Below are 16,637 nucleotides of genomic sequence, written 5' to 3' on the forward strand. Positions count from 1 at the left end.
CGATACAAAAGCAGGAGTTGTGACAGACGAATATCTGTGTATAGACGAATGAACCGGCAATCGTTCCTGTGAAATCAAATTAGAAAAGGAACAAAATGTACGGTATTATGTAGATTGAATGAGAAAGACGAAATATAATGTATTAACCCAATTTCAAATTATGAGAAGATTATGAAAGCAAGGAAATTACTAACCGGGATCACCCTATTAATGATTGGATGTATGTCATACAGTTTTACACCGCCACAAGAGGTTTCTCCGTACGAAAATCAAATTACACAATTGATGTCAAAAATGACATTGGATGAAAAGATTGGGCAAATGTCCCAATTTGCCATTGATGTGTTGCTGAAAACGAAAGACAATGTTCCTGTAGAGCCAATTGAACTCGATACGAACAAAGTCAATTATATTCTGGGCCATTTAAAAGCAGGATCGATCCTGAATGTACCTGCCGGCGTAGCTCAAAAGCCTGCTTTATGGGAAAAGATCATATCTGAAATGCAAAAAGAAGCAATCAAGGCGACAGGAATCCCTATGATTTATGGAATTGACGCCATTCATGGCGGAACATATTCGCGTGGTGCAACACTGTTCCCACAAGAAATCGCAATGGGAGCTACGTTCAACCCGGAACTTGTTTACAAAGGTGCCGAGGTAAGTGCTTACGAAACAAGGGCATGTGATATTCCATGGAGCTTTTCTCCTGTACTTGATATGGGACGGATGCCGTTATGGCCACGTATGTGGGAGACATATGGAGAAGATACCTATCTTAATTCCACAATGGGCGTAGCCTGTGTAGAAGGATACCAGGGAAAAGATAGAAACAAAATCGGCATGGACAATGTAGCAGCTTGCCTGAAACATTATGTCGGATATGGAGTTCCCGTCAGCGGTCAGGATCGGACACCGGCCATGATTCCACAAATCGAACTTCTTGAGCGGCATTTGAAACCCTTTGCAGAAGCAATTAAAGCCGGCGCACTTTCCGTAATGGTCAATTCAAGTATTGTCAATGATTTACCGGTACATGCCAATCATCATTTGATTACTGATGTATTGAAAAATGATCTTCATTTTGATGGTGTGGTAGTAACCGACTGGCAGGATATCAACAATCTTTACGTGCGTGATCATGTTGCTTCCAGTAATAAAGATGCCATTCGCCTGGCTATTAATGCAGGTATCGACATGGCGATGATTCCTTATGATCCTTCATTCTGCAGTGACCTGAAAGAACTGGTTTTAGAAAAGAAAGTTTCCATATCGCGCATTGATGATGCAGTGCGTCGTATCCTGCGATTGAAATACCGCCTGGGATTATTCTCAAAACCCACCTGGAATATCGCACCTTATACACAATATGCCTCCGATGCTCATCAAAAACTGGCTGAAGAAGCTGCTGATGAATCGATTACTTTGCTGAAAAATGATGATCATATTTTACCGCTTTCAAAGAATACCAAAATTTTGCTTACCGGTCCAAATGCCAATTCAATGCGTACGCTTAACGGTGGATGGACCATCTCATGGCAAGGAGATAAAGCAGATCAATACCTGCCAAACGGCATCACAATTCTGAAAGCGCTTCAGGAGAAAGTAGGCAAAGACAACGTCATTTACGAACCAGGCGTTACATACGATATGAATGGGCCATATTATGCCGAAAACAAGCCCGACTTTGCCAAAGCCGTTGCAGCAGCTAAAGATGTCGACGTGATTGTTGCCTGTGTTGGTGAAAATTCTTACGCCGAAACACCCGGGAACCTCAACGACCTGCAATTATCAGAAAATCAACAGGAATTGGTAAAAGAACTTGCAAAAACAGGAAAACCCATTATCCTGATTCTAAATGAAGGCCGTCCACGAATCTTCTCAGGCATTGAACCGCTTACAAAAGCTGTGCTCGATATCTACCTGCCCGGAAGTGAAGGTGGATTAGCATTGGCTAATATCCTGTTCGGGGAGGTAAATCCTTCAGGTCGTTTGCCATTTACGTATCCCAAATATACTAATTTACTTACAACCTACGATTACAAACCCTGTGAAAACCGGGCTACAATGAATGGAACTTATTTTTATGCTGCTAACAACACTGTTCAATATCCTTTTGGATACGGATTAAGCTACACTACGTTCGAATATTCCGGTTTGAAGGTGAATAAGACACATTTCTTGCCCAATGATGAATTAATCTTTACTGTGAATGTGAAGAACACCGGTAAAGTAGCCGGTAAAGAGACTGTTTTGCTCTATTCATCGGAAGAAGTTGCCTCGATAACACCCGATAACCGCCGCTTGCGAGCATTTGACAAAATTGAACTTGCCCCGGGTGAAACCAAAGTGGTCACATTAAAAGTGAAAGCTTCTGATCTTTCGTTTATCGGATTAGATCACAAGTGGCATCTCGAAAAAGGTGCGTTCGACATTCATGTCGGCAGTCAATCCTTGAAAATTTATGCCGACACCACTAAAATCTGGCAGAACTACCTGAAAGAATAAGCTTCTGATTCTTCCTATTCTGTTGTTCCCTTTATTCATGCAATACTCCTCATCTCTCCACTAACCAGAGAGATGAGGAGACAACAGAATCATCCGTTCTTTTTTCCCATTACTTTGATTATTTATCTTTTGCAGCCAAATTCATTGCTTTGCAGCTCATTCCATATACCATGCGTTATCTAAAAGAAATTCTGTTAAGTGTCTTTTTTTCTGGCACATTCATCATTTATTCACAACAAAAGCTCCCTGTTTATCTGGACGTCACAAAGCCCATCGAACAACGGGTGGAGAATGCTCTTTCCCTGATGACTACCCGGGAAAAAGTCGATTTATGCCATGCGCAATCAAAATTCAGTTCAAAAGGTGTCCCCCGTTTAGGAATTCCTGAACTATGGATGGATGATGGCCCGATGGGAATCCGGGAAGAAGTCTATTGGGATGAATGGAACGGAGCTCATTGGACCAACGATTCCTGCACAGCATTTCCTGCCTTAACCTGTTTAGCCGCTACGTTTAATCCGAAGATGGCTTATCTGTATGGAAAATCAATCGGAGAAGAAGCACGTTACCGTAACAAAAGCGTTTTGCTTGGCCCCGGCGTAAATATTTACCGGACTCCTTTAGGCGGACGAAACTTCGAGTTTATGGGAGAAGATCCTTTCCTTGCATCGCAAATGGTTGTCCCTTATATCAGAGGCGTACAGTCAAATGGGGTAGCTGCCTGTGTCAAGCACTTTGCACTCAACAACCAGGAGACATGGCGTGGCGATGTGGATGTGAATGTCAGCGACCGGGCGCTACATGAAATCTATTTGCCGGCATTCAAAGCAGCCGTAACCAAAGGGAAAGCATGGGCGATCATGGGTTCCTACAACCAGTTCCGGGGAGAACACTGCTGTGAAAATAATCTCTTGTTGAATAAGATACTGAAAGGCCGATGGAAATTTGACGGTGTGGTGATTAGCGACTGGGGTGGAGTTCATAATACCACTCAGGCGGTCAATAACGGACTGGACATTGAAATGGGGACATACACCAACGGATTGACAACCAACAGCTCATTTTCTTACTCGGACTATTATCTTGCCAATCCTTATCTTAAAGGGTTAAAGGGAGAAAAGTACAGCATAAGTGGATTGAACGACAAGGCCCGCCGGATCTTGCGCCTTATTTTCCGTACGGCGATGAACACGCACCGTCCGTGGGGAAGCTTTGCTACGGCAGCTCATGCCGAGGCAGACCGCAAGATAGCCGATGAAGGGATTGTGCTATTAAAAGATGAAGATCATATTCTCCCAATCGTTTCCAGTAGCATCAAAACTATCGCTGTCATCGGTGAAAATGCTACCCACAGAATGACGATAGGAGGAGGAAGTTCATCATTGAAAGTAAAGCAGGAAATTGTCCCTCTTGAAGGGTTACAAGCCCGTTTTGGCAACGAATATACACTGCTGTATTCTATCGGATATAGCTCCGAAGTCAAAAACAGTGCCGAAGCCGATTCCTTGAGGCAAGCTGCCATCAATGTGGCGAAGAAAGCCGATATTGTCCTTTTCATCGGAGGTTTGAATAAAGATCCTCACCAAGATTGTGAAGGGACGGATAGGTTGTCATACGGATTACCTTACGGGCAGGATCAGTTAATCGACAGTCTGGAGAAAGTCAACAAGCATGTGGTAGTTGTTCTGGTCAGTGGAAATGCAGTTGCCATGCCGTGGGCTAACGATGTGCAAGCCATTGTGCAGGCGTGGTATCTTGGTTCGCAGGCCGGTAACGCCATTGCCGATATTCTCAGTGGTGATGTCAACCCTTCGGGGAAATTACCTTTCACTTTCCCGGTGAAACTGTCTGATTGCGGGGCGCATTCTTTCGGCGCCATCGCCTATCCTGGCATCGACAAGAAAGAAGTGTACAAAGAGGGCATTCTGGTAGGATACCGATGGTACGACACGAAACATATCCGGCCATTATTCCCATTTGGTTTCGGACTTTCCTACACCACATTCGCCTATTCGAAACCCGAAGCCAGCCGGCACGAGTATGCTTTGAATGACACGATTCATGTCCGGTTCAGATTGACCAACAGCGGGAAAAGAGCCGGAGCCGAAACCGCCCAGTTGTACGTAAGCAAACCCCAATCGAAGGTCATGCGCGCCGAGAAAGAATTGAAAGCCTTTCAGAAAGTATTCTTGCAGCCCGGAGAAACAAAAGCTGTCATTTTATCGGTACCTGTAAAGTCCCTGGCCTATTATGATGAGGCAAAAAACGGTTGGATAGTCGAACCCGGAGCTTATAATTTGTTATTGGCAAGCTCATCAAGTGATATTAAGGGAGAAGCAAGTGTAGTGGTGAAGTAATCCTCCCATGCATCGAAATAGAAAATGAATAACATCATAACCCTTTCCCTTATTGATGTAATATCATTAAATCCATTCATCAGGATTATAGGTCATTATAAAACATGAAACAATGCAAATTAGAATTGATTCGGCAAATAATTTAATCCATACATACTCATCATGAAACGTATTTTTATTTGGTTCCTTTGTGCTGTCCTTTCTCTTCCCCTATCTGCGCAATGTTATCCTTTTCAGAATCCCCAATTACCGGACAGCGTGCGGATCAATAATCTTATTTCATTGATGACTTTGGCGGAAAAGGTCAATGCATTGTCAACATCTTTCGGTGTGCCTAGACTTGGCATCCGTGCTATAGGCCATTCCGAAGGCTTACATGGCATGGCGCTCGGAGGACCAGCCAATTGGGGAAGCTATGGTTCTCCTAAACCTGTTACTTATCCTACTACCATCTTTCCGCAAGCCTATGGTTTGGGAGAAACATGGGATACTGCGCTCATTCGCAAGGTAGCTGATGTGGAAGCAACGGAAGTACGATATTATGTACAAAATCCGAACTTCGAAAAAGGAGGGCTTGTTGTGCGGGCGCCCAATGCCGATCTGGCGCGTGATCCTCGCTGGGGCAGAACGGAAGAGAGTTATGGGGAAGATCCTTATCTTACTTCATGTATGGCTGTTGCATTTATAAAAGGATTGCAAGGCGACAACCCACGCTATTGGAAAACGGCTTCATTGATGAAACATTTCATGGCAAACAGCAACGAAGACGGGCGCGACTCTACGTCGTCAAATTTTGACGAACGGCTCTTCCGCGAATATTATGGGTACCCATTCTATAAAGGCATCACTGAAGGCGGGGCGCAAGCCATAATGGCATCCTACAACTCGTGGAACGGCACACCCATGTGTGTCAACCCTGTTTTGAACCATGTCGTGCGCAAAGAATGGGGCAATCATGGCATTATCTGTACCGACGGCGGCGCACTGAAGCTGCTCATTACTGCACATCATGCCTATCCAACATTGGCACAGGGAGCGGCTGCCACTATCAAAGCAGGTGTCGGTCAGTTTCTGGACAATTACAAACCGGCTGTTTACGAAGCGTTGCGAAAAGGATATATCACTGTGGCAGACATTGACAAGGTATTAAAAGATAATTTTTACGTTGCTCTCCGGCTGGGACTCCTGGATGGAAATCAAACCAAAGTGCCTTATGCCAATATCGGCGTCACCGATACGGTAGCTCCCTGGCGCAGCCCGAAGGTGCATCAATTCGTGCGGCTCGTTACTGCTAAATCGATCGTATTGCTCAAGAACAATGACCATTTGCTCCCGCTCGATTTGCATAAAATCAAATCCATTGCCGTCATCGGCCCGCGGGCAAACAGTGTGATTCTCGACTGGTACAGCGGGACACCTCCCTATAGAGTGTCAGTATTGCAGGGAATTAGAAATGCCGTCGGAAAGAATGTCATCGTACGCTATGCACCATCCGACCAGATGGATGAGGCGGCCAATGCTGCAAAAGCGTCCGATGTAGCCATTGTATGTATAGGGAACCATCCCTATGGAACCGATCCGAAATGGATGTATTCGCCTATCCCAAGTGACGGGCGCGAGGGTGTTGACCGCAAAGCCTTATCGCTCGAAATGGAAGACCTGGCCAAAGTAGTTTATAAAGCCAATCCCAATACCATATTACTCCTTATTAGCAGTTTCCCCTTTGCCATCAACTGGTCGGAACAACATCTGCCGGCTATTTTACACGTCACACAATGCAGCCAGGAGCTAGGCAACGGCGTGGCAGATGTCCTGTTCGGAAAGGTCGACCCTGCCGGACGCACTACACAAACATGGGTAAAATCTATTGCCGACCTCCCTCCAATGATGGATTATAACATTCGCGACGGACGTACCTATATGTACTTTAAAGGGAACCCCCTTTATCCTTTTGGCTATGGGCTTAGCTACACTACTTTCGCCTATTCGCATTTGAAAACAAATGCTACCGTTATACATCCCAACGACACCTTGCTGGTCTCAGTTGCTATAAAAAACACGGGAAAATATGACGGAGATGAAGTCCCTCAATTATATGTATCATTCCCCGATTCAAAAGTATCCCGTCCCATGGAAGAACTCAGGGGATTTCAACGCGTTTTTATCAAAACGGGAGAAACAAAAACCGTCACCTTCCCGCTGAAAGTTTCCGATCTTGCCTATTGGAATACAACCAAACATGCCTTTACCATCGAACCTGGCAAAGTAATCCTGAAAATAGGCGCTTCATCAACTGATATACGCTTGCACAAGAACGTGAAAATAGACAATTATGAATGACCATTCCCTATTATCATATCTTGAATGTAAAGAATTTATATGCCATTTCATGGCCATAAATCTCACACAATATAATTCATATCTTTGTATTAAGTTTTAATATGAAAGCTATTACGTTAATATTTATTCGAACAGATATCCTCCTAACATCGCGACTTGGCTATGTTACCAAAAAATATCAATGAAAATGAGTTGAATGATAATAAGCAATCATAAACCATTACTAATCGTATGAGAACACATGTACTTGTCCTGCTTGCCTTTGTTGCAACCGGTTGTTTTGCCCAGGCTCCCTTTAAAAAAGGATATTTCATAAACAATAGCAACCAAAAGACAGAATGTTTGATCAAAAATGATGACTGGAAAAATAATCCGAAGTCATTTGAATATAAGATCAATGAAAGGGGTGAGGTTAAACAGGGAAATCTGGCTACTGTCAAAGAGTTTGGCATAGATGGTTATTCAAAATATGTAAGAACTTCTGTCAATATCGATCGTTCTCCAATGTTAACATCCGATCTTTCCAACACACGAAATCCTGTTTGGGAAAAAGATACATTGTTTCTGAAAGTGATTCTTGAAGGGAAGGCCTCTCTTTATTATTATGATAATGGATACATTGTGCGATTCTTCTATTCGGTGGCAAGCACTCCTATTCAGCAGTTGATTTATAAAGAATATCTGACAGGTGAAACCGGAATAGCGACGAACTCCGATTATCAAAATCAATTATGGTTGTATGTCAGGGCAAAAGGAGCAACAATGAATTCTATGCGTTATATCTCGTACGGCGTAAGTGATCTGGAGCATTATTTTAATAAATATAACACCGAATATTCGGGAGCATACGCATCTGCACAGTTCGAAACAACGCAGGATATACAAGTCCCAGTAAACATAAGGATCACCCCAGGAATCGACGTTACATCATTAGCTATTGAAAATAATTTTGTTGGCTCACCGCGATATGCAGATTATGGACATGCATCAGTATTTAGAATAGGATTGGAAGGAGAATTCCTGTTACCATTTAATCATCATAATTGGGGTGTTGTCATTGAACCGGCATATCAATTGCTTAATGCACATCCTAAAGGCTCAAGTTCCACCGTGCATCTGAGTTTTGTTGAATTTCCGGTAGGACTACGGCGTTATTTTGTCTTTAAGAACTGGAAGCTATTCCTTGATGGCTTCTATACCAATGATTATGGACTGACATTCAATTCCAACTTCCAGGTAGATCCTTTTTATTTTGAGACGCCTTACAAAATAAAAAGAGTCGGTGGAAGTTTTGCTATAGGAGGAGGATTCGGTTATTCTCTGCTTAGCGTGGAACTCCGGTATTATACTTCTACAAACTTTCTGGATAATTATATTAATTGGGACTCTAATTACAACAGAGTAGCCCTTATAGTTGGGATCCGGATATTCGGAACAAGGACAAAATATCAGAAATAACGTATTTATCCTTAGTGATTTAAGTAGGAAATAATATTGTAAATCTTCCCGATTGAAATCAATAAAGTTCCTCTCTTGTGTTAGAGGAATTTAGGGAACGGCTTTAATATTGGGATGCACATGTGCCTCAGTATCTATGTATTTTGGTCCATTCCAGGAAAGATTTCTGGAATATCATTGTTTCTTGGGCAGAGTTAAAGATTACCGGATGAAGAGAAACGATCCCTTTTCCTCCCTTTCCCGCGTCATGGAACAATATTCAAAAAATGCGTATCTTTGCCACAAATTAAGTGCTTACTATTCATGCAATCAACATACAACAAAGATACAGAAGAGACAGGAACGCCTGCTCTTCCTAAAAAATTATACATTGAAACTTATGGATGCCAGATGAATGCAGCAGATTCGGAGGTTGTGGCTTCCATCCTGAAAATGGATGACTACGAGCTAACCGATCAGCTGAACGAAGCGGACGCTATCCTGATGAACACCTGTTCCGTGAGGGACAATGCAGAGCAGCGTGTCATCCACCGTTTGCAGCAGTTTGACAGCCTGAAAAAGAAAAAGGAACGGTTGATCGTAGGCGTTATCGGCTGTATGGCCGAGAGGGCAAAAGAAGATCTCATCAATCATTATGGTGTTGATGTAGTTGCCGGCCCTGATGCCTATCTTGATCTTCCGCATCTGATGCAAAGCGCGTTGCAGGGCGAAAAAGCCATCAATGTGAATCTCTCCACAACAGAGACGTATAGCAAAGTGCTTCCGGCACGTATTGGGGCTTCTATTTCGGGATATGTTTCCATTACGCGGGGATGCAACAATTTTTGTTCTTACTGCATAGTGCCTTACACCCGGGGGCGCGAACGCAGCCGTGATGTGGAAAGTATTTTGCAGGAAGTGGCCGATTTGCAGCAAAAAGGATACCGCGAAGTGATCCTCCTGGGGCAAAACGTGAACTCTTATTTGTCGCGTCAACCCGATAGCAACATTGATTTCCCCGCATTGCTGAAACTCGTTGCCGAAGCAGCTCCCGGATTGCGTATCCGCTTTACAACATCACATCCCAAGGACATGAGCGATAAAACACTGGAAGTTATGGCGGCTTATCCGAATTTATGCAAAAATATCCACCTTCCCGTGCAGTCAGGAAGCAATCGCATATTGCACAAGATGAACCGCAAATACACACGCGAGTGGTATCTGGACCGTATTGCAGCTATCCGGCGGATCTTACCTGAAGCGAGCATCACGACGGACGTTTTTTGCGGATTCCCGACAGAGACGGATGAAGATCATGAACAGACCCTTTCATTGATGCGTGAGGTGGGTTTCGACGCCGCCTTTATGTTCAAATATTCGGAAAGGCCGGGCACTTTTGCCGCAAAACATTTGCCGGACGATATCTCCGAGCCGGTAAAAGTGAAACGGTTGCAGGAGATCATTGATTTGCAAAACCAACTCTCGGCCGAAAGCAACAAAGCAGCTATTGGCAAAACCTTTGAGGTGTTGGTGGAAGGATTTTCAAAAAGGTCGCGTGAACATTTCTTTGGAAGGACATCCCAGAACAAGGTGGTTGTTTTCCCCAAGGCGGGTTATCACATCGGCGACCGGGTTGAGGTACGCATTACCGATGCTTCGTCGGCAACCCTCCAGGGAGAACCCATAATGCATTCATAATTATTTCAAAACACTTGAAGAGTCATCAGATATTGCCGTAAAACATTAAAAAACACAGCACAAATGAACAAACAAATTTGGTCGAAATCAGTACCGCACCTTGTGGCAATTCTTTTTTTCATTATCGTTTCTTATATCTATTTCAGTCCGGTTATTGAAGGAAAGGTCGTGATTGGCCATGATAACCAGACATGGGCGGGCATGTCAAAAGAAACAATGGATTATAATGCCACCCATAAAACGCCTACGCTATGGACAAACAGTATGTTTGGCGGAATGCCGACCTATCAGATTGCAATGAAAACACCTGCCGACGCAGTGAGCTTCATTTATTCCTTTTTTACGGTTTTCCCACGTCCGGTTTACTACCTGATATTATATCTAATCGGTTTTTATATCCTAATGCTTGCTTTGCGCATCAATCCGTGGCTGAGCATGATAGGTGCGGCGGCGTTTGCTTTTGCTTCATATAATTTTATCATCATTGCCGCCGGACATAGCAGCAAGGCGATTACAATTGCCTACATGGCGCCTGTGATTGGCAGCGTGGTGATGGCTTTCAGGGAACGACGATGGCTCGGGGCAATATTGACTGCTATCTTCCTGGGACTGGGCATTAAAGCAGGACATTTCCAGATTGTCTATTATGTGCTGATTATTATTCTTATCCTGGGCATTTCGGAACTGATTTACAGCATAAAAGACAAACAGTTTGGTGACTTTCTGAAAACACTTGGCGCATTGGGCATCAGCCTGGTGCTGGCTGTAGGGATTAATGCCACAACGTTGCTTACCACTTATGAATATGGCCAGTATTCGATGCGGGGACAAGGATCATCGGCCTCTCAAAATCACCAGAGTAACAAAGGCGGACTGGATAAGGATTATATTACCCAATGGAGTTATGGGATTGGAGAAACATTAACATTGCTGATCCCCGATTTCCGTGGCGGTGCAAGCGATGGAACATTGACGGAGAATTCGGCAACGGGTCAGAAGCTCGACGCTTTGGGAGCGGATGCTTCACAGATAATGAGTACTCAAAAATGGCCGCTTTACTGGGGGAACCAACCAATGACCTCAGGCCCTGTTTATGTAGGGGCTATTGTTTGCTTCCTTTTTGTCCTTGGATTGTTTTTGGTGGAAGGACGTTATAAGTGGTGGCTTCTGGCAGCTACTATCCTGTCTGTTATGCTGGCATGGGGTAAAAACTTCGGACTGATGACAGACTTCTTTATCGATCATGTACCTATGTATAATAAGTTCCGAACGGTATCCATGATTCTGGTCATTGCCGGATATACCATGCCGATTTTGGCCGTGTTGGCCATACAGCGTATTGTGAAGGGCGAATATGATCAGGAAAAATTCAAAAAAGCGCTTTACTGGTCATTGGGCATCACGGGAGGTCTGAGTTTGCTTTTTGCGCTGATACCTTCGCTGGCCGGTAATTTTATGTCACCGTCAGATAACCAGTTTACCGGAAATTATGCTTTCCTGCAAAACACATTGCCAATAGACCGTGAATCGTTGCTTCGCTCTGACGCGTTCCGTTCGTTCATCTTCATCCTGTTGGCAGGAGCTGCCATCTGGTTGTTTACAAAAAAGAAAATCAATACCTCATGGCTTTACATCAGTCTTGGTGTTTTGATTTTACTTGACATGTATCCCGTCGCAAAACGCTATCTGAACGATAGCAACTTTGAATCGAAGACAGTTGCTGCAAGCATTAAACCCAGTGTTGCCGATAAAGCCATTTTGCAGGACACAACGTATTATCGTGTGCTGAATTTATCGGTAAGTCCGTTTAATGATGCCTCGACTTCCTATTTTCATAAGAGCATCGGAGGTTATCATGGCGCAAAATTGCGCGAATATCAGGATTTGATAGACGCACAACTGATTCCTGAAATTGAATCCATCTTTAGTTCGTTCAAACAGGCCAAAACAGCAGCAGACATACAACAGCCCCTGGCAGCACAGGTAGTGTTGAATATGCTTGATATGAAATACCTGATCTACGATCCGCAGGCTCCCCCGATCCTTAATCCATATGCTAACGGAAGCCAATGGCTGATCCGGAAAGTCGTTACGGTACCCGATCAGGCAGCTGCCCTTCAGAAAGTAGGACAGATTGATACCAAACATGAGGCAGTAGTGACACAATCTGTGGCAACTACTCTGCCATCGTCATTCGGGAGCGATACTACAGCTACAATTACCCTGCAGAAATATGAACCCAATAAACTGGTCTATGATTATCAGTCAAAGAGTCCCCAGATTGCTGTCTTCTCGGAAATTTATTATCCCAAAGGATGGAACGCTTATATTGACGGGAAGAAGGTGCCGTTTGTCAAAGCAGATTACCTGTTGCGCGCAATGGCGCTTAATGCAGGTCAGTATCAGATTATGTTCCGGTTTGATCCGAAATCATATTCACTTGGAAATGCCATTTCGATGATTTCTTCTATCCTGTTGATCCTCTTTGTGCTGGGTGGTCTGTTTTTGCTTTTCAGAAAATGCAGGAAAAAAAGAGAACAATAAACGATTGATTGGTTAGCTTCGGATAAATAACAGACATAAAACGCTATCTTTGCAGGCGTGAAACCAACCCGGTTTTCGGGAAGGATTATTCTGAAGCATTTACAGGAAACACGGTTAAAGCAGAAAGAGAATGTCACATCGTGCATCAAGGCAAAAAAAGCGGTTTTTTAACTTGCATGTTATCTCCACGATAAGTATTGCATTTGTACTTTTCCTCATAGGACTCATCTCCATACTGGTTATTATTGGGAATGATGTATCAAACTATGTGAAGGAAAACGTGAACATGTCAGTTGTCATCGAGGATAGCATTTCCCCGCATGATTTGCAGGTGGTGCAGCAATTGATTCAAACAATGCCTGGTGTAAAATCCTATGAATATATCAGCAAGGAGCAGGCCTTAAAAGATCATATCCGCGATTTGGGAGAAAATCCTGCCGATTTTCTGGGCTACAATCCTTTGCTGGCTTCTTTTGAAGTGAAACTGACCTCTTTTTATGCTAATACAGACAGTGTGTCCCATATCGAGAAACGGTTGAAAAAATATGCCGGCGTGAAGCAGGTTATTTACCAAAAAGATATTATCCAGCTGGTAAATGATAATTTAACCAAGACAGGCTATTTCCTGATGGGGATAGCGGCTATTCTGATCTTTATTTCGACGGTATTGCTGAATAATACGATCCGGTTGAGTATTTATTCCAAGCGGTTTGTGATTAATACCATGCGTTTGGTAGGCGCTAAGGCATGGTTTATCCGCCGGGCGTTTGTGTGGCGGTATTTGTGGAACGGACTCATTGCCGCTGTAATAGCGCTGGCGTTGCTTGGTGTTGCTGCCTATTATGTTCAGATTGCCCTTGGCGTCAACTTTAATCTGTACAACCTTCGTGTTGAGCTGATGGTTAGCGGGGTAGTAGTCCTGTTCGGATTGCTGATCAGCTTCTTTGCTGCCCTTTTTGCCGTAAACCGCTATATACGGATGCGAACTAATGATATGTATTTTATTTAGTCCATAGTATTTACCAAAACATTAATACTTTCTACTGATGAAACAGACAAAACAACCGGTAAAAACCGATGAAACGCAAAACCAGAGGGATTTTGCCCTGGGAAAGACCAATTGGATTTTAATAGGCGTTTCTGTGTTTATGATCATTTTAGGTTTTCTTCTCATGACAGGCGGTAAGTCAGGATCGGTATTTAATCCGGATATTTTTAGCACACGACGCATCACTGTTGGCCCAATGATTTCTTTATTTGGCTTCTTATCTATGTTCTTTTCTATCATGTGGCGTAACAAAAAGGAGGACGAGAATAAATGACCTGGTTACATACCCTCATCTTATCGGTTATAGAAGGCCTTACCGAATTTTTGCCCGTTTCATCAACTGGTCACATGGCTTTAGCCGGAGCTTTTATGGGCATTGATAAAAACGCTTTTACTAAATTATTTATTGAGAATATCCAGTTTGGAACCATTTTATCGGTGGTTGTTGTGTATTGGAGAAAATTTATTGACTTCAAAAGCTGGCATTTTTATCTCAAATTAATCCTGGCATTGATTCCTTCTGCTGTGGTTGGTTTGTTGTTGAAGAGTTATATCGACAACGCCCTGCAAACTCCGTTGATGATTGCGTTTACCATGTTCGGAGGTGGCTTTGTCCTTTTGTTCGTTGACAAATGGTTCCTGAATCCAACGATTCATTCCGAAGAAGAAATTCCTTATAAAAAAGCATGGATGATCGGTGTGTATCAGATATTATCGGTTGTGCTTCCCGGATTGAGCAGAAGCGCTTCGACAATTATCGGCGGGATGCAACAAAAACTGACGCGTAAAGCCGCTGCCGAGTTTTCGTTTTTTCTTGGAGTGCCTACCCTGGCAGGCGCATTTGTAGTAAGCTTTTGGGATGCTTATAAGAAAACTCCTGAATTGCTGACGCACCATAACCTTATGCTGCTCGCAGCAGGTAACTTTATCGGGTTTGTGGTAGCTATCTTTGCCATCAAAGGTTTTATTGCTTATTTAACCAAACACGGATTCAAATTTTTCGGCTATTACCGTATTATCTTCGGTTTTATCATTATTGTACTGTTACTATTGCACGTCCACGTTGACTTTTAATGCGATACGAAATTTTTTTACATGGATTTTATCGAAGGAGAAGTTCTTTATTTCAATAAACCCCTGCATTGGACTTCATTTAGCTTAGTCAACAAAATTCGTTGGTTAATCAGTAAACAGCTTAAAGTCAAAAAAATAAAGGTAGGCCACGCCGGAACGCTTGATCCTCTTGCAACCGGCGTGATGATTCTTTGTACCGGGCGGGCCACCAAACTGATTGAATCTTTTCAATATCAGACAAAAGAATATGTGGCAACGCTTTTTCTGGGCGCCACTACGCCTTCATTCGACCTTGAAAAACCAATTGATAAAGAATATCCCACAAGCCATATCACAAGAGAATTAGTAGAGACTAAATTGCAACAGTTTATTGGCTCTATAGAGCAGATTCCACCCGTTTACTCCGCCGTGAAAGTGGATGGGAAAAGAGCGTATGAATATGCACGTGAAGGTGCCGATGTAGAGCTGGCTTCAAAAACGCTGGTCATTGACGAGCTGGAAATCCTTGCTTTTGACCTGCCTGTCTTAAAACTTCGTATCGTGTGTAGCAAAGGAACTTATATCCGGGCTTTGGCAAGAGATATCGGGCAAGCACTCGACAGCGGAGCTCATCTTACCGAACTTACACGCACACGCATTGGAAATGTTACCATTGACCAGTGCATGACGCCGGAGGATTTTGAAAAGTTCCTTAAATTACCACAAAAGGAGCCCTAAAGTTTCCTTGTTAGCACATTCTCAGTCAAATGTTACGGTAATTTAACCGTTTGTCTATTGACATTGCCTATCTGCAAAGCGTACTTTTGCACACAATTTGCTGTTTTGTAATCTCATCTGTGATCTATTCTAATAAGCTTAATCAAATAATCGCGAGATTCTTTATTATCTAATTAATTCATATTATGAAGCTTTCCCAGTTCAAATTTAAATTACCTGACGAATTAATCGCCCTCTATCCTACTAAACACAGAGACGAATCACGCCTTTTAGTCTTACACCGAAAAACCGGAGAAATTGAACATCGCTATTTTACCGATATCCTTGCTTATTTCAACGATCAGGATGTATTTGTTTTTAATGATACACGGGTATTTCCTGCCCGTTTATACGGGACAAAAGATAATTCCGAGGCAAAAATCGAAGTTTTTTTGTTGCGGGAATTAAATCATAACCTGCGCATGTGGGATGTGCTGGTTGATCCTGCCCGTAAAATTCGTGTCGGGAACAAACTTTATTTTGGACAAAATAATGAGTTGGTTGCCGAAGTCATTGATAACACAACCTCACGTGGCCGGACTGTCCGTTTTCTGTATGATGGTGAATATGAAGACTTCCGAAAGACCCTTTATGCTTTGGGAGAGACTCCTCTTCCCCGTTTTATTCAACGGCAAGTTGAGCCGGAAGATGCGAGTCGCTATCAAACGATTTTTGCCCGAAACGAAGGTGCTGTCGTTGCTCCCACTGCAGGATTGCACTTTAGTCGCGAGTTGATGAAACGTCTTGAAATTTTAGGCGTAAACTTTGCTTTTCTAACGTTGCATGCCGGTTTGTGCAATTACCGTGAAATTGATGTTGAGGATCTGACCAAGAACAAGATGGATTCCGAGCAAATGTTGCTTACCCCGGATACTGCA

11 protein-coding genes are annotated in these 16,637 nt (G+C 43.2%); all 11 read left to right on the top strand.

Annotation, left to right across the window (positions count from 1 at the left end; all coding sequences use genetic code 11):
• The first annotated feature begins 171 nt into the window (after positions 1-171).
• The gene (locus tag FHX64_RS14180) at positions 172-2,505 is read left to right on the top strand and encodes a glycoside hydrolase family 3 N-terminal domain-containing protein (protein WP_183414487.1); all 2,334 of its coding nucleotides are present in this window, start codon (positions 172-174) and stop codon (positions 2,503-2,505) included.
• Between the two features lie 170 nt (positions 2,506-2,675).
• A complete protein-coding gene (locus tag FHX64_RS14185; RefSeq protein ID WP_183414488.1) occupies positions 2,676-4,862 on the top strand; it encodes a beta-glucosidase in 2,187 nt (728 codons plus the stop codon).
• 159 nt (positions 4,863-5,021) lie between these two features.
• Positions 5,022-7,202: a glycoside hydrolase family 3 C-terminal domain-containing protein gene (locus tag FHX64_RS14190; RefSeq protein WP_425487975.1), complete on the top strand. Its 2,181-nt coding sequence runs from the start codon at positions 5,022-5,024 to the stop codon at positions 7,200-7,202.
• Between the two features lie 231 nt (positions 7,203-7,433).
• Positions 7,434-8,660 (top strand): hypothetical protein, encoded by a 1,227-nt coding sequence (locus FHX64_RS14195; RefSeq protein ID WP_183414490.1) that lies wholly within the window; start codon positions 7,434-7,436, stop codon positions 8,658-8,660.
• Between the two features lie 303 nt (positions 8,661-8,963).
• A complete protein-coding gene (gene miaB / locus FHX64_RS14200; protein WP_183413474.1) occupies positions 8,964-10,337 on the top strand; it encodes a tRNA (N6-isopentenyl adenosine(37)-C2)-methylthiotransferase MiaB in 1,374 nt (457 codons plus the stop codon).
• Between the two features lie 63 nt (positions 10,338-10,400).
• The gene (locus FHX64_RS14205; protein ID WP_183413473.1) at positions 10,401-12,881 is read left to right on the top strand and encodes a YfhO family protein; all 2,481 of its coding nucleotides are present in this window, start codon (positions 10,401-10,403) and stop codon (positions 12,879-12,881) included.
• A 130-nt stretch (positions 12,882-13,011) separates the two neighbouring features.
• The gene (locus tag FHX64_RS14210) at positions 13,012-13,890 is read left to right on the top strand and encodes a cell division protein FtsX (RefSeq protein ID WP_183413472.1); all 879 of its coding nucleotides are present in this window, start codon (positions 13,012-13,014) and stop codon (positions 13,888-13,890) included.
• A 37-nt stretch (positions 13,891-13,927) separates the two neighbouring features.
• On the top strand, positions 13,928-14,203 hold the full coding sequence (locus FHX64_RS14215) for a DUF3098 domain-containing protein (RefSeq protein ID WP_183413471.1): 276 nt from the start codon (positions 13,928-13,930) through the stop codon (positions 14,201-14,203).
• Positions 14,200-15,003 carry an undecaprenyl-diphosphate phosphatase gene (locus tag FHX64_RS14220; protein ID WP_183413470.1) on the top strand — a complete coding sequence of 268 codons (804 nt, stop codon included), beginning with the start codon at positions 14,200-14,202 and terminating at the stop codon, positions 15,001-15,003. Before FHX64_RS14215 ends, FHX64_RS14220 begins: the two co-directional genes overlap by 4 nt.
• A gap of 21 nt (positions 15,004-15,024) precedes the next feature.
• Positions 15,025-15,720: a tRNA pseudouridine(55) synthase TruB gene (gene truB / locus FHX64_RS14225; RefSeq protein ID WP_183413469.1), complete on the top strand. Its 696-nt coding sequence runs from the start codon at positions 15,025-15,027 to the stop codon at positions 15,718-15,720.
• 185 nt (positions 15,721-15,905) lie between these two features.
• Positions 15,906-16,637: S-adenosylmethionine:tRNA ribosyltransferase-isomerase (locus tag FHX64_RS14230; protein ID WP_183414491.1), on the top strand; the 732-nt coding region annotated here is incomplete at its 3' end.

Origin of the sequence: Microbacter margulisiae, assembly GCF_014192515.1 — a bacterium.
Lineage (GTDB): Bacteria > Bacteroidota > Bacteroidia > Bacteroidales > Paludibacteraceae > Microbacter > Microbacter margulisiae.

Coding starts and splice junctions, on each gene's coding strand:
- FHX64_RS14180 (WP_183414487.1), top strand. CDS start 172: ATGAAAGCAAGGAAATTACTAACCGGGATCACCCTATTAATGATTGGA.
- FHX64_RS14185 (WP_183414488.1), top strand. CDS start 2,676: ATGCGTTATCTAAAAGAAATTCTGTTAAGTGTCTTTTTTTCTGGCACA.
- FHX64_RS14195 (WP_183414490.1), top strand. CDS start 7,434: ATGAGAACACATGTACTTGTCCTGCTTGCCTTTGTTGCAACCGGTTGT.
- miaB (WP_183413474.1), top strand. CDS start 8,964: ATGCAATCAACATACAACAAAGATACAGAAGAGACAGGAACGCCTGCT.
- FHX64_RS14205 (WP_183413473.1), top strand. CDS start 10,401: ATGAACAAACAAATTTGGTCGAAATCAGTACCGCACCTTGTGGCAATT.
- FHX64_RS14210 (WP_183413472.1), top strand. CDS start 13,012: ATGTCACATCGTGCATCAAGGCAAAAAAAGCGGTTTTTTAACTTGCAT.
- FHX64_RS14215 (WP_183413471.1), top strand. CDS start 13,928: ATGAAACAGACAAAACAACCGGTAAAAACCGATGAAACGCAAAACCAG.
- FHX64_RS14220 (WP_183413470.1), top strand. CDS start 14,200: ATGACCTGGTTACATACCCTCATCTTATCGGTTATAGAAGGCCTTACC.
- truB (WP_183413469.1), top strand. CDS start 15,025: ATGGATTTTATCGAAGGAGAAGTTCTTTATTTCAATAAACCCCTGCAT.